Genomic DNA, 22,293 nt, shown 5'->3' with positions numbered 1-22,293 from the left:
TACGTGTTTAAACAATTAATAAACAAGACATTTGGATTAAGAGATGGTGAAATATACATCTCTTTTTTAATGCAATTGTATGTATTTTTAATTATCACGGTTTTACTCATTGTAAAGCCTACTGTAAACGCCCTTTTTCTTTCGCGTTTAGGTGCCGAGCACCTGCCTTACGGTTACTTGCTAGTCGCTGGTGTTGCCGTGGCAACCTCCTATTTTTACAACAAAGCGTTAAGAAAATTCTCAATACTTAACGTCACCATCATTTCATTAATAAGCTTTAGTGTTAGCTTTCTTTTGCTGAGTTTATTTCTCCAATTTTCGTTGTTAAATAGTGCGCTTTTATATGTGTATTATCTTGGGGTTTCCCTTTTTGCTGTTATTGCTACCTCACAATTCTGGATTTTGGCCAATATGGTTTATAATGCGCGAGAAGCCAAACGATTATTTGGCTTTATTGGTGCAGGTGCGATAGCGGGTGGTATTTTTGGAGGCTATTTAACCAGTATTATTGTCTCGAGTTTTGGTAATAAAATAGTGGTTTTGTTAGCGGGTGTCTTAATCCTGTTTTGTATTCCTATTTTGAAAAAAATATGGAAGCTGCGTATTCGTAAAATGAATATCTATGTTCGTAAACAACGCAAAGTAGATAAAACAATGCTCGAAGACTCTTCCATCATTTTAATATCAAAATCGAAACATTTAACCTATTTAGCCTTAATAACAGGTATAGGGGTAATCATTGCTAAGTTGGTCGATTTTCAATTTAGTGATTTTGCTTATAAAGCCATTAGCGACCCTGATGAGTTGGCCACCTTTTTTGGGTTTTGGTTTTCGACGTTTAATGTTATAGCACTGGTTATTCAGTTGTTTTTAACCAATCGCGTACTGAGTAAATTAGGCGTGTCTTCAACATTGCTTATTTTACCTTTAGGTATTGCTTTAGGGTGTTTGTTATTTTTGACTTTCCCAGAGCTGTGGGTGCTAATAATAATTAAAGGTATCGATGGTAGCTTTAAGCAGTCACTTAATAAAGCAGCCGTAGAATTATCGGTTTTACCAATTCCGCTGCTTATTAAAAACCAGGCCAAATCTTTTATCGATGTAGTTGTAGATAGCATTGCTACAGGTGTTTCGGGATTAATGTTATTGTTTTTAATTAGAAGGCTAGATTTAAATAGTTCTTATATTACTGTTATTGTATTGCTCTTTGTCTTTGTTTGGATTATTTTAATTTACAGACTACGTGAAGCGTATTACGAATCCTTCAGAGAGAATATTCAAAGAAATTTATCCCAAGAATCTAATGACAAAAAAATGCAGAAAGGGGATACAACCTTGAGTGTTGCTTTAGATATTTTGAATAATGGAAGTGAAGAAGATATTTCGTCTTTATTAAAACACTTAAGTAGTTATAAATTAAAGAGTTTAAAGTCGAATGTAATTCACTTATTAGAACATTCTTCAACTGCCATAAAAATGGAAGCGATTAAACATTTATATGACTACGATAAAGGAACAGCTTTAAATAAAGTACAACAGTTAGTTTACATTAAGGACGACGCTTTAGTCTTGACTGCTTTAGAATATATATTAAATCATTCGTCATTTACTGAAGAGCATTTTTTTAATAAATATTTGAATAATGGAAGTGATTATATAGCGAGTGCCGCTTTACTTTGTTTAGCAAAAGAAGCTTCAAACAACCAACATCTAGCCAATAAATATCAGTTAGAATCAAGAATACAATATAGGGTAAGACTTTTAAATTCACCCGAAGGTTTCAGTAGAAAAGAAGCGGTCGGAGAACTTTTAATTACTATTGCTTATTCTGGGTTGCAAAAATATTATCCGTTTATATCGGTGCATTTAAACAATCGCGATCCTTTTATTGTAGCGCGCGCTATTGAAGCCGCGGGAATAACAAGTAATCAAAAATATATTGACACATTATTAGAGTTTATTGATGATGTAGAGCAACGAAAAAATGCCATAAAAGCTTTAATAGAATTTGGTCCTAAAATAATTGATACCATTTTAGAACTTGAGCAAAATGAAACGCTTAAAGATAATATTAAACAACATTTGCCACGCGTTATTGAAGCATTCAAAACCCAGGATGCGGTGAAAGTATTATTTAGATTAATGCGAAGTCGCGATATTGTTATCCGTTTAGAGGCCTCGAAATCATTAATCAAATTAAAAAATAAGAATAGTAAACTGTACTTTAATAAACGCCAGCTTAAAAGCCTTATTATTAAAGAAAGTAAGTACTATAAGTCTACCTTAAACGCGATGATTTCTGTGCGATATACTATAGATGAAAGTTCAAAGACTCTCGATTTTAGCGATAAAGGCACCGAAATTTTATTAGCGCGACAAAGCATTGAAGCGTTACTTAAACAGCAACAACAGCACAGTTTGAAATGTATATTTAAATTGTTGAGTTTGGCCTATTATGAAGATGATATTGAAGTCACCTATTCCGGATTATTAAGCAATGTTAAAGAGGCCAGAGTTAATGCTTTGGAGTTTTTAGATAACCTAATACAAAGCGATTTAAAGCGTAAGCTGTTTCCTTTAATAGAGCATTTTGTTATAGATGAAGCAGCGTTTGATGCTTCTGTGTTAAACTTGAAACGTATTCCAGAAAAAACATATATAAATAGGCTTCTGAAGAGTAGGGGAAAGAAAATGAAATTAGAGATTTTAAACCTTATTAAGCAACTGGAAGATGTTAGTTATCTCCCAGTAATTCTTCCGTATAAAAAACATAGAAATGAAGAGGTTAAGTTTTTTGCTTACGATACCATACAAAGTTTAGAGAACACTAGAAATTAATTAGTACCACTTTCCTCTGCATCTTCTTTATAAACCTCTTCTCTAACTTCCGTTTTGCTTTCTATATTATTTTTATTGATAATATCATCAATTTTACTAGCTAAATACATATGTGCTCCGGCAGAATTTTTATTCAAAACATTAGACATTAAACACACAATATATTTCGTGCCGTTGGGGTGTTCTACAATAATCACAGAGTTCATATAATTGAAAACGTTTCCGGCATAATCACTACAATTCGGATTTTTATTACGGTCGCATTTGTAAAAACTTCCCGATTTAAAATAAACTGCAGCACTGTCTAAACGGGGCGATCTTGCATACCTAATACGTCTGTCGGTACTATATAAAAGACGTTTCATCTCTAAACTTGTTTCGTGATCTACAATTTCGCCTTGTTCTAGTTTTACTAAGAAAGTCATTAGCCCTTTAGGGGTGCCAATACTGCCCCCTTTGCGACCTACATATTTTTCAGGGCCACGTGTAAAAAGGCCACCCAATCTCCAATCGTCTTCGCTAATTCCCATATCACGCAATGGTTGGTTAACGACCATATTAGCTAAGTTTGTTAAGGAATCTCGGGGTGTTTCTTTAAAAAAAGCCTCCGTTTTTTCCTGATTTAAAAAAAAGTAGTCAGATCCAAATGCGCGCATTAGCATAGCTTCTCTATACACGACGCTCGCTGCGCCATTATTGCTAACAGACGCCATGTGATCTAACCATTCGTAAAGAGAAAATTCATCGCTAGCAACCACACGTCTTTTCGTGAGTTTGTCTTTTTCAATATCGTAAACAGGAATTGTGTGATGGTCTCCTGTTCCCCAATATCCAGAGGTTACGCGCGTATGTTGCAAGTAAAATGCACGTTGATCCCAAGAATCGGGGCACAGTTTACTAAGCTCGGTCATTAAGGCCACGAGAACCGCTAATTTACCAACACTTCCTGGCTGGTAACCTACATCTTCGCGAAAAGCAGCATAACGCAATTTGCCAGGATTACTCATATCTAAGATTGCTGCCGAATACCCGCTACCAGGAAATAGTGCGCGCATTTCTTTTGTAAACGCATCGTCTTCTTTTAGCAATGTGTTAATGCTGTCTTTCGATCGCGATTTTAAATTGAGTTTAATGTCTTCTAAATTTAAATACGCACCCGCAGGAATGCGTTTGTAGGGTACACTATCCACTTGCATTTTTCGTAAGTGATATAATCTGGATATTCCGGTAGACTCATAACCATCGATAGGGTAGGATATAAAACCAAATGATATAACGATGCAAAGTGTAATAGTAATATAAAAAAGGTTTTTCATAATTAAAGTGCTGTGGTTAGTGCTATGTTTCTGTCTACATTAGTACGTGGTGAAATCGAAATTAAGTACTCTGAACTTTTAGCTTGTTTATTTTCTACAAACGGACGGATTTGAAACAACCATAATTCATTGTTTTTAAAGCCAAATTCGACATCAAAAGCGTGCTCCGAAACCGAGTTAGGATCCATTGTTTTTCTAATGCTTTTAGCTAAAGCTTTAATATCTTCTATGTTTTTATCATTTAGAATAGGCGCATTGTACGATGTGTAGTAGGTCTTTGTGCCGCCATTTTCAGGTAAACGGATGTAGTTAGGCTGTCTGGCAGGTGCTAATAATTCTGAAGCGTCTTCTGTAATTAAACGTGTTTCTGCCAATTGTCCGTCGACAGCTCCACCAGCGCCACGACTAAATGCAACCGTTACATCGCTAGTGTTTCCAGAATTGATTCCTTTTGTAATCATTACTCCAGAATAATCAACATCGACACTAGGAATAATTAAAATAGAAGGAAATACATTTTCAGGATTCAATAAATACTTTTGTCTCCACTTAAAACTACGCTCGGTATAGGCCGAAGCCCATACCTGTTTAATACCTTTTAATATACCATCTTCCAAGAGGATATTAAATAAAGTTAAGTTTAACCCAGCGCCTGTAAACTCCTTAAGATCTTCCATATTGGTATCACTTCTTAAAAAAACAGGGACAGTACCAATGCTTCCTTTAAAAGCGTCTTTAAAATTAGCTTTTAAATCCTTCTCAAAAGTGGCGCTTAGCTGCATATTTATAATAGCTTTATGTAATATTCTCAAGTTCTCTAATTGAAAAGCTTCAACCGTTTCTTCATCACTATTTTCTGTGCGCAGCGCTTCAGCTTTATTAAACGTTTCATTTAAATACGACCAATAACTTTTATTTTCGCCGGGCATTTGTTGGTCCATATGAGCTCTAAAAACACCAAACGGAATCACCAAACCTTCTACAACTTGCTCAGGGAATAAATGTTTCAGTTCTCCTAAATTAGCGGCCTTTGGACCGCAAATTTCCCCCGAATTAACAGCTCTCACCGCCCGCATATTTAATACTTCGTTTGTATCTAATTTAATGTTCTCGACAGGCACCGCAATTCTATTTTTTGTACTTTCTTTTTTAAAAAACAGGTCTTTTTCTTCCGAAGTCATATCGTCTTCAAATTTTAAGATAACGTGCCCCTGATTGGACACCGCATAAAACACTTTTTTACCGTCGTATGCTTTTAAATCTTTTAAATTCTCGTACGATAACACCGCATTTGGTATGCCCAAATTTCTAGCTAATAATTGTACGTGAGATACTAAATTACCTTCAGAAACCGTCATAATTCCTGCTATTGGTTTTAAATCTGATGGTGGTTTTTCAAATATATAGATGTTATTGGAGTGTACGCTTACATCTTCAGGGTTGCCATCGACAACCACTAGTTTACCGAACGCATATCCTGGATTTAACCCACGAATAGTGGTTTGGTTTTTAAGGTCTACCACAGCATTGTTAATATTAGAAACTTTAGCGATTAGAACGCCCAGTTTACTCACCTCTTCTCCTAGATTTAAAGAAATACTACTGCGTACTCTATCGTCTATAAAACCATAAGCAAGCGGCTCGAATTTAGTATAGATATTTACCTCATCTTGGTAATTGGCTTTAACCATTGTAGTCGTCCACTCCACAATACTGCGACTCGTATTGAGTATCGCATTTAGTTGTTTTAAATTAGTAGTATTTCCTGAAGTAGTTAAAGTAAATTGAGAGGCGATTGCATAGTATTCCCACTCTTCAATAAGACCGGAACCTAAAGTCGCACAAGCCAGTGTGTTTATTTTATAAAGGTTATCACTTAAATTTGTGGTGTCCCATTTTTGCGCTTCTTTTAATAAAATGTTTTCTAATTGATTGGAGAGGTCTAAAATAGCCAGTCTATTTTTGCTGTACTTAAAATCGGTGATATGTGTTCTAATAGCGTATAACACATTAGAAAGTGCCGATGTTAATTGGTCGGGTGTAGCGTCTTTTGAATAGTTTTTTAGAAATTCTGAAAGACTAGCCGTTGCCTCATTTTGCTCGGTAATTTGAGATAAATCACTTTTCAAATCTTTAAAATCGATTGGCGCATAAAAGGTATGCATAGTTTTAACTAAATCTTCAAAGGCCAAGGATGCTTCTTCAGTAAATGATGTCTTTTTAGATTGAAGATAATTATTAACGAGTCTAATATCTGAGGCTTGTGGTTGCCCGTGAATTTTAATTCTAATATCCATAAAAGAAGGATGGTCTTCCGATAAAATTTTCGACTGACTTCGCATTAATTGTGCGATATTATCATCGCCATTGTGCGGAATATCTTTTAAACTTTGGCGTAACAAATAGTAATTTTGAATAATAAATTCATCATCCGCTACTATGTTAATAAAGAAGTCTTTACCCCAGGCTTCTTCATCCTCAGATTGAATGGCACCACGATAATATTGTGCTTTACGTAACACCCAACCATTATCGACACTACTTAAATAATTACCGATTTGATATTGCTTTAAGCGGCTATAATTGGCATTACGATCTAAAAAGTCATTCGGTTTTAAACCACCTAAAATCTCACCAAAAAACAAATGATTAGCACGTCTTAGTTGAAGGGCAGACGCTTTAAAACTGGCGTGCTGTATACCGCCTCCAATGCCATCTGGACACGGATCTTTAGGCTCTCTTTCGGTTCCATCTTCACAAAACCATTTAATGCGATGGTAAGGCCCGCGCAGATCATTTTTGTAAGAGGTAATGAGCTTTGACACCTCTTGAGGCGGCAATTCTTGAGAATACGTGAAAGACGGATAACAATTAAAAATGAAAAGGAGTACTACTAATTTAACAGTATTCATAGAAAGCATTATAACGGTTAGTATTTGTATTAAAAATACAATATTAAACGATATAAATATATGGGAATATTACAAATGCGTTAATTATTAACTCTTTTACTAAAAAGAGAGCACCGAGACCTAATAAATTCCTGTAATACGTTCTACTTAATTGTTAATATTTTAAAGACACTGTATATTAGTGTGCTAAAGGCTTGAAATATTTAACGTCTGCGTAAAATGTTCCAAACGGCAATAAAGAGCACAACAAAATAATGAAAAATGACGTATTATTCCATTTGTACTTAGAACGTAAAAAAATAGCCAAAGCCACGTAAGCAACAAATAGTAAACCGTGTGGCATACCTAATAATTTAACGTATTGCGGATCTTCTGCAAAGTATTTTAAGGGCGTTGCTATAAATAACAGCAGGATGTAAGATAATCCCTCTAAAAGTGCAATAATTCTAAACGTGCTAAGCATAAAAAAAGTTTTTTCAAATTTAATCATATCGACTGATTGGGGCAAGTGTTTTTAAGTTGTTTTTCAATTTGTTTAAAATTGTAAATAAAAAGAATTTTCTATAAATGAAACTGTATTTTTGTAGCTTAAATTTAGTTATGAAACGACAAGAGCGAATACTTAATAAATTAGGGATTACCGCATTAAATGCAATGCAAGAAGAGGCGAATTTAGCAATAACAGCAGCAGATAATGTTATTTTACTTTCACCAACGGGTACGGGGAAAACGGTCGCTTTTTTATTGCCTATTATTAATGCGCTACAAGAGGATGTGGAAGGTATTCAGGTCTTAATTTTAGTACCGTCTCGAGAGCTTGCAATTCAAATTGAACAAGTAGTTCGGGAAATGGGAGCAGGATTTAAAGTAAATGCCGTTTATGGAGGAAGACCATTTTCTAAAGATAAAATAGAATTAAGTCACGCACCAACAATTCTAGTAGGTACACCCGGGCGAGTGGCCGATCATTTACGCCGTGAAACAATTAGTATAAAAAATATTAGATCGTTAGTCTTAGATGAATTCGATAAGTCACTAGAAGCAGGATTTGAAGGCGAAATGAGTGAAATTATTTTCGCATTACCACATATAGAAAAACGCATTCTTACCTCGGCAACTCAAAGTATAGAAGTGCCTAAATTTGTGGGGTTACAAAATGAATTGGTTATTGATTATTCAGATACTGTAGTGTCTAAGTTGGAAGTTAAAGCGGTACTTTCTCCCGATAAAAATAAAATTCAAACGTTAGTCGATTTATTGTGTCACATTGGTAATAAACCTGGTATCATTTTTTGTAATTTCAAAGATACCATCCAATTTGTTAGTGACTTTTTAACTGATAATAAGATTGCTCACGGTTGTTTTTATGGCGGATTAGAACAGATTGAAAGAGAACGTGCATTAATAAAATTTAGAAATGGTACGCACCAAATTATTATAGCAACCGATTTGGCAGCAAGAGGTTTAGATATTAATGAGTTAAATTTTATTATCCATTATCAATTGCCCTTAAAGGAAGAAGAGTTTACACACAGAAATGGTAGAACAGCGCGAATGAATAGCCAAGGAACGGCTTATGTGTTACAATGGGAGGAAGAACCATTACCAGAATTTATACACACTGATGGCGTACAGCAATTAGAAAATAATAGAGTACCAAAGCCAACAGATTGGTCGACATTATTTATTTCTGGAGGTCGGAAAGATAAAATTTCGAAAGGAGATATCGCCGGATTATTGTTTAAACAAGGCGAATTAAACAAAGACGAATTAGGAATTATAGAATTAAAACAAGATTGTGCCTTCGTTGCTGTGCCACGCTATAAAGCTGAAGCTGTGATTGCAAAAACGAATAACACCCGTTTAAAAAAGAAAAAAGTAAGAATTACTTTAGTATAAATTTATTTGCTAAATTGTGCTATGACGGCACAAGAATTTAAAGTTTTAGCGCTACACTTGGAGGCTATTGCTCCTCATATTCCAGAACGATGGGGAGCGATACAGAATGATAAAAGCGATGCGAAAATTAATATGTTTCGCTATGCGTCATTCGAAGCTTTAGAAATTGCTTTAAAACCTTTTGATGATGGTGTAAAAACCTATTTCAAAAAACGTTGGTTTCTATGGAAATGCGCCCAATGTGATGAATATTTATTCTATAAACATACCGATGTTTTAAAAAACCCAGACAGGAAAGATCAAAATTGGGATTTCGAATTTTTTGGAGAGAAACGTTTACAATTCGATTTAAAAGGGACAGTAATTCCAAAGGCTATTAAACAACGGTTGAATCCTACCGAAAGCCCTTCCGCGGAAGCGATAATAAATTTCTTCTACACCAAACAAAGTCGAGGCATTCGCGATAATATTCAAAACCGGTTATTCGTAATTCATTGCCCGTTTGGCAGAGCGTCAGATAATTTATTACGCGTAAATTTTCAAGCCAAAGCCCTTATTTATAGGCAGTACATTCATACAGTAAAACACCACGACAACTATCCGTTTTTTGTTTATAAGTCAAAGCTTGTAGATATTCTTTATCTCAACGAACAAATAGATGGAACGGTATGTTATGAGTTTGCAGCTTTGGATAGGAATTAAATGACTTAAAAAAAGCGAGATTTTACAATCTCGCTTTTACTTTTTAATCTTGGTTTACATAGAAAGCGTGGATAACGCCGGGAAGCCAACCTAACAAGGTTAATAATATATTGATTAGAAATTTGCCACCTAATCCGTGCTTTAAAAACACACCGAGTGGTGGTAAAAGGATAGTAATTATAATATTTAGTACTGACATTGTTTTGGGTTTTTGAGGTTGTTTATTGTTTTAAAAAGTCTAATAAAATGGTGTTTAATTCCTTTCTGTGAGTCACATTCAATCCATGAGGTGCATTTTTAAGAACTTTGTAAGTGTTGTTTTTAATCCCTTTAGCCGCTTGATTTCCAGAAGTTTCAATAGGTACAATATTATCAGAGTCACCGTGTACAATTAGAGCAGGTACCGTAACATTTTTTAATTCGGGTCTAAAATCGGTATTTGCCCAAGCTCTTGCGGTTTGTAAAGTCGCTCTTGGCGACGCAAATGAAGCAATTGTAAAATCGTAGTCTAACTGCGCTGCGCTTATGCGGTCTCCTTTGTTATCGTCGAAATTATAAAAATTCTTGTGGAAGTCTTTTAGAAATCCCACGCGATCGGTTTGTAACGCGTCCATAATAGCATTTAATCCGTCTTCGGGAACGCCCTCAGGATTATCTTCTTTTTTCTTTACTAAAGGAATAATGGAAGCGATTAAAGCAATTTTATCGATTTTATCTGTTCCGAAATCCGTTAAATAACGAATTACTTCGCCACCTCCCATAGAGAAACCAACCAATACTGCTTTTTCTAATTTAAGGTCGGTTATCAGGGTATTTAAATCTGATGCTAATGTTGAGTAGTCGAAGGAGTCCCAAGGCGCAGAGGAGATTCCGAATCCCCGACGATCGTAGGCGATGCATCGATATCCAGCAGCGACGATAGCACTAATTTGTCCTTCCCAAGCTTGGTGGCTTAAAGGCCACCCGTGGATTAAAATAACGGGTTGTCCGTTACCGTAATCTTTATAATGAATATCTACGTGTTCTTGAGTTGTTTTATTTGTTATAAATGGCATATTTTGAATTGTTAATACTGTTAATAATCCTTATTTTGAATTATAAAGATCTTTAAAATTAAGACTAATTATACCCATAAAGTTATTAATTCAAATGCTAACCAGATATTAATTAACAGAATTTGTTAAAAACTCGTTTTAAATGATTTCAAACCTTAGTTTTGTTAGACACCAATAAATTTGATATTTGAAAATAAAGCAATTCAAAATACAACACCTCCCGAAGTTACTTCTAGAAACAGCCAAAGCATGGTATAATAGTGAACCTTTTAAATTAAGCGCTGTTGTGGCGTATTACGCTATTTTGTCATTACCAGCTTTATTAATTATCATTTTTAATGTTGTCGGCAATTTGTGGGGTAGAGAAATTGTACAGGGGGAGGTACTAGATGAAATTTCTAATGCTATTGGTGTTGAAGCTGCCGAAAGTATTCGTGTTATGTTAGTAGATAAAGGCGACAAACCAACGTCCTTTTTTGCAACGACTATTGGTATTTTTACTTTACTATATGGTGCGACAGGAGTGTTTTATCAATTAGAAAATGCATTAGACGGTATTTGGAAAGCAAAACCACGTTTTTCTAACGGTATATTGGCTACTATTTTTAGTCGTGTTAAAAGCTTCGGTTTCATTTTAATTATAGGGTTTTTACTTTTAGTAAGCTTTGTAATGACCTCCCTGTTGAGTACCTTTAGCAAACGATTACAAAATTTGTTACCAGAAAACTTAATCGATTTTGTCTTTATTATTGATATCGCAATTTCCTTAACTTTTATTTATTTTTTATTTGCAGCAATGTTTAAGGTGTTGCCTAATGCAAGTATCCCGTGGAGAGCCGTAAAAATAGGGGCGGCTTTAACTGCCATACTTTTTACAATAGGTAAATATTTGTTAGCCATTTATTTTAATGAAATGGAACCCGGTTCTACCTACGGTGCAGCAGGATCGGTGATATTAATAATGTTGTGGGTGTCGTACACCAGTTTAATTTTGTTTTTCGGAGCACAGTTTACAAAGGTCTATTCTGATAATTATTTAACTAAAGAAGAATGATAGCAAAGGATTTTATAACTATTCAGAAAGGATTAGCTTCCTATATTCATTGTACGCCGGTTATAACGTCTTCGTTATTAAACAAAATAATAGGTGTTAATCTTCAATTTAAATGTGAGAATTTTCAGAAAACAGGTTCCTTTAAATTTCGTGGTGCAACGTATGCTATTCAGCAATTAACAGCAGCGCAAAAAAGTAGAGGAGTAGTAACGCATTCGTCTGGAAACTTTGCTCAAGCTTTAGCCTTAGCAGCAAAAGGATTAGGCGTAAAAGCACACATTGTAATGCCCAAAAATGCGCCACAAGTTAAAAAAGACGCCGTTTTAGAATACGACGGATTTATTACAGAATGCGAACCTGGTAACACCGCACGAGAAAAATCAGCAGCCAAAATCGAGAATGAAATAGATGCAACGTTTATTCATCCTTCAAACAATAAAAATGTTATTTTAGGACATAGTACAGCTACCTTAGAATTACTCGATCAAACGCATCACTTAGATATTATTGTAGCTCCCGTTGGTGGTGGTGGGTTATTAGCTGGAACAGCATTAGCAGCACATTATTTCTCAAAAAGTGCTGTTATTGGTGCAGAGCCTATGCAAGTAGACGATGCCTATCGCTCGTTATTGAGCGGTAAAATAGAAATGAATGTTCATAATAATAATAATAATAATACTATTGCCGACGGACTGAGAACACACTTAGGGTCAATTAACTTTCCTATTATCCAAAAGTACGTCGATGGCATTATTCGCGTTGAAGAATCCGAAATTATATCGGCTATGCGCCTTATTTTTCAATATTTAAAAATCGTTATCGAACCATCTAGTGCTGTGGCTCTCGCGGCTGTAATTAAAGAAAAAGAGCGCTTTAAAAGCCAGAATGTAGGAATTATACTATCTGGTGGTAATGTAAATCTAGATACGCTCTCTTTCTCTTAACTTTACTGTTAAATTCAGGTTATAGTCTGTTAAATTGACAATTATAATCTTGTTTTTTTTATATCTTAAACAATCAATAGCTTTAAAGCTATCTCTAAATGGACCAACACAATTTGTTGGTTTGTAATATTTCACATAAAAATTAATTAAATGAAACAAATTCAAGCATACGGAACAGAAGACAAAAACGCCAAATTAAAACCTTTAACCATCGAGCGTCGCGAATTATTAGAAAACGATGTAGATATCGATATTTTATTTTGTGGTGTTTGCCATAGTGATATTCATTCGGCACATAACGATTGGGGAGGTACAAAGTACCCGTTAGTTCCAGGACACGAAATTGTTGGTCGTGTAACCAAAGTGGGGAACGCGGTTAAAAAATATAAAGAAGGTGATTTAGTTGGTGTTGGCTGTATGGTCGATTCTTGCCAAGACTGCAACTCTTGTGCTGAAGATTTAGAACAATATTGCGAAAATGGAATGGTTGGCACCTACAATGGTAAGGATAAGCACACTGGTAAACAGACTTTTGGAGGTTACTCTACAAGCATCGTTGTAAAAGAAGAATTCGTATTAAGTATCCCGGAAAATCTAGAAATCAAAGCTGTAGCACCACTATTGTGTGCAGGAATCACATCATTCTCCCCTTTAAACCACTGGAAAATTAAAAAAGGAGATAAAGTCGGTGTTATTGGTCTAGGAGGGTTAGGCCATATGGGTATTAAATTTGCCCACGCTATGGGAGCCGAAACGATAATGATTACCACCTCTCCAAATAAAGCAGAAAGTGCTAAAGATCTAGGGGCAGATTCGGTTTTAATTTCTACCAATGGAGAGGATATGACGAAACAGAATGGAACTTTCGATTTCCTTTTAAACACTGTTCCTGTAAAACACGATATTAATCCTTATATACAACTATTAAAAAGAGATGCCACTATGGTCCTTGTTGGTGCTATTGAACCTTTAGAACCAATGAATGGCGGACAACTTATTTTAGGAAGAAAGCGCGTTGCTGGGTCTTTAATAGGGGGCATAAAAGAAACTCAAGAAATGTTAGATTTCTGCGGAAAACATAACATTGTTAGTGATATAGAAATGATCGATATGCAAGAGATAAATACCGCTTTTGAGAGAGTAACGAGTAACGATGTAAAATACCGTTTTGTTATAGATATGAAGAGTTTGAAATAAGAGTATAGAAGTACAACTTTAAAGATTAATAGTAACATCTAAATTAAAAATGATGATAAAACCAAGAGAGAAAACACCAGATTTAAATATACAATTAGTAAATGATACCACTTGGAAGTTAAGCGAGTAATCGCCGAAAAACTTTACAATGCTTCTTTTTTATAGAGGAAACCATTGCCCGGTGTGTAAAAAGCAATTAGAAGAACTGCAATCGTGATTAAGTAAATTTACAGAACGTAGCATTAATGTCATTGCGATAAGTTCTGATACCGAAGAGGTAGCGAAACAAACCCATAAAGAATGGGATATTAAAGATATTCCTTTAGGTTTTGGTTTTCCAATCGAAGAGGCCAGAAAATGGGGACTGTTTATTTCTAAGGGGATAAAAAAAGAACCAGAGCACTTTACAGAACCTGGCTTATTTATTTTAACGCCAGAGTCTACGGTGTATTGGGAGTCTATTCAATCCATGCCCTTTGGCCGCCCTGAATTTAAAGACGTTTTAAACGGTATTGATTATATTCTAAAAGCAGATTATCCGGCTAGAGGGGAGTCTTAAATTGCTTCAAGTTTAGTAGAAACAATAAATTATTAACTTAAATATAAAAACGATGAAAATAGGAATTATTGGAAGTGGGAACATTGGAGGGAATTTAGGTAAACACTGGGCCAAAGGTGGCCACCAAGTACTCTTTAGTTCTAGACATCCCGAAGAATTAAAAGATTTAGCTCGCGAAGCAGGAAATAATGCACAAGCGGTAAGTGTAGAAAAAGCATTTGAGGCAAACGCCGATGTGTATTTACTAGCAACGCCATTTAAAGCAATCGATAAATTGGCAGAGTTGTATGCCGGAGAATACGGTAATAAAGTGATTATTGATGCGACAAACCCTTACCCAGAACGCGATGGAGAAATGGCGCAAGACGTGAGAGATAGTAATAGAAATGCGTCAGAATACACGGCGATGAAATTTGGTACGGCGAAAACCGCTAAAGCTTTTAATAGTATAAAAGCCGAACATTTACGCGATTACGCGTGGCGTACTCAAGATAAAATTGCAATTCCATTTGCCGCTCAAGATGAAGATAGTCGAGCGAAAACCCAGCAATTAATTGAAGATATCGGTTTCGATGCCGTTTATATAGGAGATTTACAGCAGACAAAAATTATGGATCCCGAACAGAAAATTTATGGTAAATCGGTTGGAAGACAGGAGTTAGAGCAACTTATTAAGTCTTAATTAATTTTTATAATAAATATTACAAAGCAGCCTTCAATTTATGAAGGCTGCTTTTTTTGTTTTAATATTTAATGCTGTGCGCTGTTTGGCAACTCAAATTAATGCAATTACTGTCTGTGGTCTCTATTGCGTTCTAAATTTTCATTGCCATTTCCTCGTTGAGAATACAATTGGTTTTCTTGATTTTTTAAAGATGAATTTAATTTAACTTTTGGAAATTTCCTACCGGGTACATCTAAATTATTACCCGTAAAAACGACCTCTCTACATCTGTTTTTAAGCAGTTTAAGAGCGCACATTTTCATTTCTTGCGCTTAAAGCGTGTTTGTAATCTCCAGTAATTTTCGGATTGTATTTTTCTTCTTTTTTATCCTTCTTCAGAATCATCACGTTTTAGGTTCGTTTTTTTTCATAGACACTTCAAAATTTTTCTAAAACGACCTTTGCTCTTTTTCATAAAAAAAGTAATCCATTTAGAAACTGCTATGTTAATTATTTCTGAAATTCAACTCTATTATGACTCTTTTTATTTTAGGGCTTTTTAGCTGGAAGAGTTATCATAAGATATTCTTAAACCCATTGGTAATGAGTAAGATGTTAGTTAACTTTAAATGATTCAATGAAGGTGTGCTAATACTTTAAATCTGAAATTAAAATGAGTAACATCTATTTAATTCGGATATTTAATTCGGACAAAAATTGAATCAGGATAATTCATAAATTAATTTAAAGAGAACAACATGAGTACTGAGAAAAATGATAAAGGATTTGAAACTATTAATCCAACAACAGAAGAAACGCTAGCGCAATACAATTATATGTCGAAGGATGAAGCTATCGAAGCTGTAGAAAAGTGTCATAAAGCGTTTACTAATTGGAAAATAAAAAGCCTAGATGAGCGCGCGAAAATTATAAAAGCAATAGGTAAAGCGTTACAAGATAATAAAGAGGAATTATCACAATTAATGACTTCAGAAATGGGGAAATTATTGAAGCATAGTTACCAAGAAATTGATTTAAGTGCGGGTATTTGCGAATTTACGGCAACCGATGGTAAAAAGCAGTTAGAAGATGAAGTAAGAGAAATGCCAGATGGCGGAAAGGGAATTATTCAACAAGCACCAATAGGTGTTTTATATGGTATTCAACCTTGGAATTTTCCAACTTATCAAGTAATACGTTACGCAATCACCAATTTAATGGCGGGTAATGGTGTATTATTAAAACACGCAAAAAACGTTACTGGAAGCGCATTAAAATTAAAGAAAATATTTGAAGACGCCGGTCTGCCAAAAGATGTATTTACAGTCTTAGTTATTAGTCACGAGGTTTCAGATGCTATTATAGCACACGATTTAGTGCGAGCGGTAACTTTAACAGGAAGCTCGGAAGCAGGGAAATACGTCGCTAAAAAATCGGCTGAAGTATTAAAGAAAACAGTGCTAGAATTAGGGAGCAACGATGCCTACTTGGTACTAGACGACGCGGATATTGACTTGGCTGTAAAAACCTGTGTAATGGCACGAACATATAACAACGGAGAAACTTGTGTCGCAGCAAAACGTTTTGTTGTGGTAGATTCGGTTTACGATGACTTTAAAACGGCTTTTGTAAAAGCAATGGAAAATTTAAAATTTGGAGATCCTACCGATAAAGCGTCAAAAATAGGACCAATGGCTAGAGAAGATTTACGCGATAAATTACACGAACAAGTACAAGAAAGCATAAAACAAGGTTCTAAATTAGCTTGCGGTGGAGAAGTGCCCAAACAAAAAGGATATTTCTATCCAGCGACTGTTTTAGAAGATGTAAAACCCGGACAAGTCGCTTATAGCGATGAGCTTTTTGGACCTGTAGCTGCTTTAATCAGAGCTAAAGACAATGAAGATGCTATGCGCATAGCAAATGACAGTAAGTTTGGATTAGGTGGAGGAATCTTTAGTAAAGATGAAGAAACATCGATTGCGTTAGCTAAAAATCATTTTGATACGGGAATGGTAAATATTAATTGCTATGGATTAGCGCATCCAAACCTTCCGTTTGGAGGTGTAAAACAATCGGGTTATGGTAGAGAACACGGTGGTTTTGGAATTCGAGAATTTGTAAATACCAAAGCGATTTATATAGCTAATAATAAGAAATAATTTATAAATACTAAATAGAATTTTAAACACAAGAAAGCCTGTAAACAATTTGTTTACAGGCTTTTTTTAAGCGTTGAAATTAGTGGTTATTTCAACTATTTTAAAGCATCCAAAAGTTTATCAGCTACCAACTCTGAAGACGCTGGGTTTTGCCCGGTAATTAAATTACCGTCTTGAATTGCGTAAGCCGCCCAATCTTGTTTCTTAGAATAAATACCGCCATTTTCACTGAGCATATCTTCAACTAAAAACGGTACGACCTCCGTTAATTGCACTGCTGCTTCCTCAGAATTTGTAAATCCTGTTACTTTTTTACCTTTTACTAACGGCTGTCCATCGGTACCTTTTACGCTTTTTAAGGCCGCTGGCGCGTGACAAACAAAAGCAATCGGTTTTTGTTGCGCATTAAACGCTTCAATTAAAGCAATCGAAGTCTTGTCATTTGCTAAATCCCATAACGGCCCGTGACCACCTGGATAAAATACGGCATCGAAATCTTTAGCATCAATAGTACTTAACACTTTTGTGTTTTTAATCTTATCTTGAGCTGTAGCATCCTTTTTATAACGCTCTGTAGCTTCTGTGCTTGCATCTGGTGTATCACTACTCGGGTCTATTGGTGCAGCGCCCCCTTTTGGTGTCGCTAGAGTAATGGTTGCTCCTTTGTCTAATAAACTGTAATACGGATTTGCAAATTCTTCAATCCAAAATCCTGTTTTCTTTCCTGTGTCTCCTAATTTATCGTGAGACGTTAATACAAATAGTATATTCATTTTCTGTTCTGTTTTGGTTTCTATGTTGTCTTCTAAAACGGTTTCAGAAGGTGTTGTGTTACTTTTATTATTGCAACTTGACGCCATAATAAGAGTTAACGCTAGTGATACTGTGTGAATAATTTTCATAATTAATATGCCATTTTTACAATGTTTTCAGCATCTTTTGGTGTTAGAGACTTGTGTTCTCCTATACCTGTCCAACCACGATTAGTGAAACGTTTTGAAATTTCTTGAGCTGTTCCTTCGTAATCTTTAATATACTCAGATAATTTTGTGTCAATTCCCAATTGATGGAAAAAAGCTTCCGTTTTTGCAATCGCTGCTTTAGCTTTTTCGTCTTGCGTCCCTTCAGTTATATTCCAAACGCGTTCTCCATATTGCGCTAATTTTTCTTTTTTAGCTTCAAAATTATAAATATAATGACTCGGCATTACAATGGCTAACGTTCTCGCATGATCGATACCAAATAATGCAGTCAGTTCGTGCCCCATCATGTGCACTGCCCAATCGCCAGGAACACCTTGTTGTATTAAACCGTTTAAAGCCATTGTACAACTCCACATAAAGTTCGACGCTGCCTCATGATCTGTAGGATCTTCCATAACTTTTGGAGCAATTTCTATTAAAGTTTGTAAAATACTTTCGGCAAAACGGTCTTGTAATAAACCGCCCACAGGATAGGTCATGTATTGTTCTAAAACGTGTGTAAAGGCATCCGTTAAACCATTGGCTAATTGACGTTCTGGAATAGAAGTAATCACTTTAGGGTCTAAAATTGAAAACTCAGGGAATAATCCAGGTCCGCCCATTGACAGTTTCTCTTTCGTTTCTTTTCTAGTAATTACAGCGCCAGAATTCATTTCGGAACCTGTAGCTGGCAAGGTTAAAACCGTTCCAAAAGGCATTCCTTTTTGCGTGCGAATACTATTCTTTAAAATATCCCAAGGCGTGTCTCCGTCGTAAACCGCAGCAGCCGATAAAAATTTTGTACCATCGATTACAGATCCACCACCAACTGCTAATAAGTAGGTGATATTTTCGTTTTTAATTACGTTTAGCGCCTCCATTAACACAGCGTATTCAGGGTTTGCAGGAATACCTCCAAACTCAATAACTTCAACATTTTTTAAGGCTGTTTTTACTTGCTCATAGATACCATTTTTCTTAATACTCCCACCGCCGTAAAGTAGTAACACTTTGGCGTTTTTAGGTATTTCGTTCGTCAGTTTTTCTATGGTGTCCTTACCAAATATGATTTTAGTAGGGTTTTTATATTCAAAATTATTCATTGTTTTTATTTTTAAATTTTAACTATCATTTTACCTTTGTTCTTTCCTTCGAATAAATCGATAAAAGCAGTGGGGATATTTTCAAATCCGTTAACCACGGTTTCTGTGTATGCTAATTTATCTTCTGCTAACCACGTAGATAATTCTTTCATTGCCTCTGGAAATTTATCAGCATAATTAGAAACAATAAAACCTTGCATTAAAGCACTGTTTTTAATTAAAAAGGGTTGCACGCTAACACTTTGGGGTAATTCTATACTGTTATATAGAGAAATTGCACCGCAAATAATTAGTCTAGCAAATTTGTTGATATTGAATAGAACAGCATCAGATATTGAACCCCCCACATTATCAAAATAAATATCTACACCGTTTGGCGCAGCTTTCGCTATCGCTGCTTTAATGTCTTTACTGGTGTTGTAATTGATACCTGCATCAAACCCAAATTTTGTTTTTAGCATTTCAATTTTTTCATCCGTTCCTGCAATACCAATTACTGTGAGTCCTAAGAGTTTTCCTATTTGCCCTACAACACTACCAACGGCTCCAGCAGCTCCAGAAACAACAAGTGTTTCTCCTGCTTTCGGTTTTCCTATTTGTGTTAATCCTAAATATGCTGTTAATCCTGTCATTCCTAGAATTCCTAAATAGGCGCTTAAAGGTGCTTTGTTTTCATCTACTTTTAAAAGGCCTTCGCCGTTAGAAACTTGCTTCGTTTTCCAATCTAACATTCCGGATACGAATTCTCCTCCTTTGAATTTTTCGTTTTCAGACTCAAGTACTTTGGCGATAACACCCGAATGCACGGGTTTGTTTAATTCAAAAGAAGGAATGTAAGATTTGGCGTCGCTCATTCTTCCTCTTAAATAAGGATCTACGGAAACATAAACGGTTTCTAAAAGTATTTCTCCTTTTTTAATCGTGATATCCGATTCATCTGTTAAAAACTCAAAATCTGAAACTGTAGGTTTGCCTTCAGGTCTATCTTTTAATACTATTGTTTGAATCATAATGCTGTATTTTAATCAATTACTGTTACTAAATCTTCGGTGCTTTTTCTTACTTTAACTAGGTTCGCTAACCAATCGTCCTCTGTCTTTCTATAGCCTAATGGTAATAAAACAGCGCTACGTAATCCTTTTTCTCGTAAGCCTAAAATAGCGTCTACGGCCTCTGGATCGAATCCTTCAATAGGAGTGGCATCAACTTCTTCGAATGCTGCAGCTGTGATTGCTTGAGAAAAAGCAATGTAGGCTTGTTTTGCCGCGTGATTAAAGTTAACCTCAGCGTCTTGTTGCGGATAAGAGCTTAATAACATTTGGCGGTAATTTTCCCAACCTTCGTTTTTAAAACCGCGTACCTCGTTTGTTAAATCGAACATATAGTTAATACGATCTTCGGTATAGGTATCCCAAGCCGCGAAAACGAGTAGGTGAGAGCAATCTGTAATAACCGACTGATTCCAGGCTATGGGTCTTATTTTTTCTTTAATCTCTTGATTTTTTATAACGAATATCTCGAAAGGTTGCAAACCGCTTGAGGTTGGAGCTAAGCGAGCCGCTTCGATAATGCGGTCTATTTTTTCTTGATCTACTTTTTCGCCGTTCATTGCTTTCGCAGCGTATCTCCAGTTTAATTTATCTAATAACTCCATAGTTTTACTTATTTGCTAATTCTTGAATTGTTTGCGGCGGTATTATAGTGACACCTATATTTGAGTGTTTTGAAGTGTTTAAAAGTGCTTGCGCAATACGCTCTGCGTGAATGATTTTATATTTTTTTAAGTTCCCAATAAATAGAGGTTGAATAGCTTTTAGGATAAATAAACCTATATTTTCTAAAAAACGCTTTTCATTCCTAGGTCCGTCAATAAGTGATGGTCTAAAAATATAAGTCTGGCGAAGATTTTGTGTGATGACAACGGCTTCCATTTCACCTTTTGTTTTATTGTAAAAAACACTGCTATTTTTGTCGGCACCCAGTGCAGATATTACCATAAACGCTGGGATGTTATTTGATTTACATAATTTCGCTGCCGCTACTGGAATACCATAATCTATAGCTTTATATAGTGCTTTGTCTGGTGTCTTACTTGCTGTTGTGCCAATGCAACAAAAGACGACGTCTGCAGTAAAATCGGCTTTAAAATCTTCTAATTTTAAAAGATCACCAATGTATTGCTCCACGTAGGTTGGCAAGCCTTCAATTTTTGAACGCGAGAACAGTTTAATTTTATTAAACGCGCCATCTTTAATAATTTTTTCAAGCAGATAAGAACCCGTAAGTCCCGAAGCCCCTAAAATAATAGCTGTTTTTTTCATAATTAATTGACTTTTTTTATGCTATTCCAAGCTGCTTGAAAGGCCTCTTCAATATGCGATTTCTCTATTTTAAAAACGCCACGTTGTTGCATTATCATTAAAAATGACAACGGATTAATCGTGTAGGCATATAATAAGAAGTCCGAAACAGGATTAATAACACCTTCCGTTTTACCACGTTGCCACAAGTCGAGTAAGGGTTTAAGGTGACTAATACCTTCCTGGCGACTTGTTTCGTCTATAATTGGAGCGTTGTCGCATTGGGCTAAAAACAACGACTCGCGACATTGATTGAGTTTAAAATCAGCGATGCGTTTCCAAATCAATTCGAAACCTTCGGCCACAGGCATTGTTGGTGAATAGGTTTTAAAAGCATAGTCTGTAAATGTTGCTTTAACCTCTACATATACCTTATTTACCAAATCTTGCTTGTTATCAAAATACAAATAAATGGTGGCAGGAGACACGCTTGCTAGTTTTGCTATTTTAGAAATTGGCGTAGCGTGGAACCCGTGGTTGTTAACCAAATCGATTGTAGCTTGCACTAATGCGTCCCTTTTTTCAATGCTTTTTTGCAGTTTAGCCATATTGTTTTCTCTAATAGA

19 protein-coding genes and 1 pseudogene are annotated in these 22,293 nt (G+C 35.5%); 9 read left to right on the top strand and 11 right to left on the bottom strand.

Features of this window, described 5'->3' with window-relative positions; all coding sequences use genetic code 11:
- Positions 1-3: 3 nt before the first annotated feature.
- Positions 4-2,838 carry an Npt1/Npt2 family nucleotide transporter gene (locus tag ES676_RS05045; protein WP_148369000.1) on the top strand — a complete coding sequence of 945 codons (2,835 nt, stop codon included), beginning with the start codon at positions 4-6 and terminating at the stop codon, positions 2,836-2,838.
- Here ES676_RS05045 and ES676_RS05040 read toward each other — a convergent pair.
- From ES676_RS05040 to ES676_RS05030, 3 genes are all read right to left on the bottom strand, one after another.
- Complete coding sequence (locus tag ES676_RS05040; RefSeq protein WP_148368998.1) at positions 2,835-4,154, bottom strand: serine hydrolase; 1,320 nt, start codon at positions 4,152-4,154, stop codon at positions 2,835-2,837. The two genes, ES676_RS05045 and ES676_RS05040, sit on opposite strands and share 4 nt — an antisense overlap.
- 2 nt (positions 4,155-4,156) lie before the next feature.
- Positions 4,157-7,066 (bottom strand): PEP/pyruvate-binding domain-containing protein, encoded by a 2,910-nt coding sequence (locus ES676_RS05035; RefSeq protein ID WP_148368996.1) that lies wholly within the window; start codon positions 7,064-7,066, stop codon positions 4,157-4,159.
- Between the two features lie 178 nt (positions 7,067-7,244).
- On the bottom strand, positions 7,245-7,529 hold the full coding sequence (locus ES676_RS05030) for a DUF3817 domain-containing protein (protein WP_148368995.1): 285 nt from the start codon (positions 7,527-7,529) through the stop codon (positions 7,245-7,247).
- Positions 7,530-7,666: 137 nt separating this feature from the next.
- Here ES676_RS05030 and ES676_RS05025 point away from each other — a divergent pair, with 137 nt between their 5' ends.
- Both ES676_RS05025 and ES676_RS05020 read left to right on the top strand, forming a co-directional pair.
- Positions 7,667-8,965, top strand: coding sequence for a DEAD/DEAH box helicase (locus tag ES676_RS05025; RefSeq protein WP_246130305.1), 1,299 nt, complete (start codon positions 7,667-7,669; stop codon positions 8,963-8,965).
- A 21-nt stretch (positions 8,966-8,986) separates the two neighbouring features.
- Positions 8,987-9,667: a hypothetical protein gene (locus ES676_RS05020; RefSeq protein WP_148368992.1), complete on the top strand. Its 681-nt coding sequence runs from the start codon at positions 8,987-8,989 to the stop codon at positions 9,665-9,667.
- Between the two features lie 43 nt (positions 9,668-9,710).
- Here ES676_RS05020 and ES676_RS05015 read toward each other — a convergent pair whose 3' ends face one another.
- Positions 9,711-9,866 (bottom strand): YqaE/Pmp3 family membrane protein, encoded by a 156-nt coding sequence (locus tag ES676_RS05015; RefSeq protein WP_148368991.1) that lies wholly within the window; start codon positions 9,864-9,866, stop codon positions 9,711-9,713.
- Positions 9,867-9,888: 22 nt separating this feature from the next.
- Positions 9,889-10,722: an alpha/beta fold hydrolase gene (locus ES676_RS05010; RefSeq protein ID WP_148368989.1), complete on the bottom strand. Its 834-nt coding sequence runs from the start codon at positions 10,720-10,722 to the stop codon at positions 9,889-9,891.
- 187 nt (positions 10,723-10,909) lie between these two features.
- On the opposite strand from ES676_RS05010, the gene ES676_RS05005 reads away from it, so the two are divergent.
- The 6 genes and pseudogenes from ES676_RS05005 (at position 10,910) to ES676_RS04980 (ending at position 17,302) form a co-directional block, all read left to right on the top strand.
- Positions 10,910-11,776 (top strand): YihY/virulence factor BrkB family protein, encoded by an 867-nt coding sequence (locus ES676_RS05005; RefSeq protein WP_148368986.1) that lies wholly within the window; start codon positions 10,910-10,912, stop codon positions 11,774-11,776.
- Entirely contained in the window at positions 11,773-12,720 is a 948-nt protein-coding gene (locus tag ES676_RS05000; protein WP_148368983.1) for a pyridoxal-phosphate dependent enzyme, read from the top strand. Before ES676_RS05005 ends, ES676_RS05000 begins: the two co-directional genes overlap by 4 nt.
- Before the next feature lie 150 nt (positions 12,721-12,870).
- Positions 12,871-13,917 (top strand): NAD(P)-dependent alcohol dehydrogenase, encoded by a 1,047-nt coding sequence (locus ES676_RS04995; RefSeq protein ID WP_148368980.1) that lies wholly within the window; start codon positions 12,871-12,873, stop codon positions 13,915-13,917.
- A 52-nt stretch (positions 13,918-13,969) separates the two neighbouring features.
- A pseudogene (locus tag ES676_RS04990) lies at positions 13,970-14,476 on the top strand (redoxin domain-containing protein).
- A 52-nt stretch (positions 14,477-14,528) separates the two neighbouring features.
- Complete coding sequence (locus ES676_RS04985; RefSeq protein WP_148368977.1) at positions 14,529-15,158, top strand: NADPH-dependent F420 reductase; 630 nt, start codon at positions 14,529-14,531, stop codon at positions 15,156-15,158.
- Positions 15,159-15,898: 740 nt separating this feature from the next.
- Positions 15,899-17,302: an NAD-dependent succinate-semialdehyde dehydrogenase gene (locus ES676_RS04980; protein ID WP_148368974.1), complete on the top strand. Its 1,404-nt coding sequence runs from the start codon at positions 15,899-15,901 to the stop codon at positions 17,300-17,302.
- 95 nt (positions 17,303-17,397) lie between these two features.
- Here the strand turns inward: ES676_RS04980 and ES676_RS04975 are convergent, their stop codons facing one another.
- The 6 genes from ES676_RS04975 to ES676_RS04950 are packed head-to-tail and all read right to left on the bottom strand — an operon-like array spanning position 17,398 to position 22,275.
- Positions 17,398-18,204, bottom strand: coding sequence for a type 1 glutamine amidotransferase domain-containing protein (locus tag ES676_RS04975; RefSeq protein WP_215731639.1), 807 nt, complete (start codon positions 18,202-18,204; stop codon positions 17,398-17,400).
- 2 nt (positions 18,205-18,206) lie between these two features.
- Entirely contained in the window at positions 18,207-19,367 is a 1,161-nt protein-coding gene (locus ES676_RS04970; RefSeq protein ID WP_148368971.1) for an iron-containing alcohol dehydrogenase, read from the bottom strand.
- A gap of 11 nt (positions 19,368-19,378) precedes the next feature.
- Positions 19,379-20,377, bottom strand: coding sequence for an NADP-dependent oxidoreductase (locus ES676_RS04965; RefSeq protein ID WP_148368968.1), 999 nt, complete (start codon positions 20,375-20,377; stop codon positions 19,379-19,381).
- A gap of 11 nt (positions 20,378-20,388) precedes the next feature.
- On the bottom strand, positions 20,389-21,021 hold the full coding sequence (locus tag ES676_RS04960; protein ID WP_148368966.1) for an NAD(P)H-dependent oxidoreductase: 633 nt from the start codon (positions 21,019-21,021) through the stop codon (positions 20,389-20,391).
- 4 nt (positions 21,022-21,025) lie between these two features.
- The gene (locus tag ES676_RS04955; protein WP_148368965.1) at positions 21,026-21,688 is read right to left on the bottom strand and encodes an NAD(P)H-binding protein; all 663 of its coding nucleotides are present in this window, start codon (positions 21,686-21,688) and stop codon (positions 21,026-21,028) included.
- Between the two features lie 2 nt (positions 21,689-21,690).
- Positions 21,691-22,275, bottom strand: coding sequence for a TetR/AcrR family transcriptional regulator (locus ES676_RS04950; RefSeq protein WP_148368963.1), 585 nt, complete (start codon positions 22,273-22,275; stop codon positions 21,691-21,693).
- Positions 22,276-22,293: the final 18 nt, after the last annotated feature.

The organism is Bizionia saleffrena, assembly GCF_008086175.1.
GTDB lineage: Bacteria > Bacteroidota > Bacteroidia > Flavobacteriales > Flavobacteriaceae > Bizionia > Bizionia saleffrena.
Note: the sequence above shows the minus strand (reverse complement) of the source record. Positions and strands in the feature narration are given on the sequence as shown.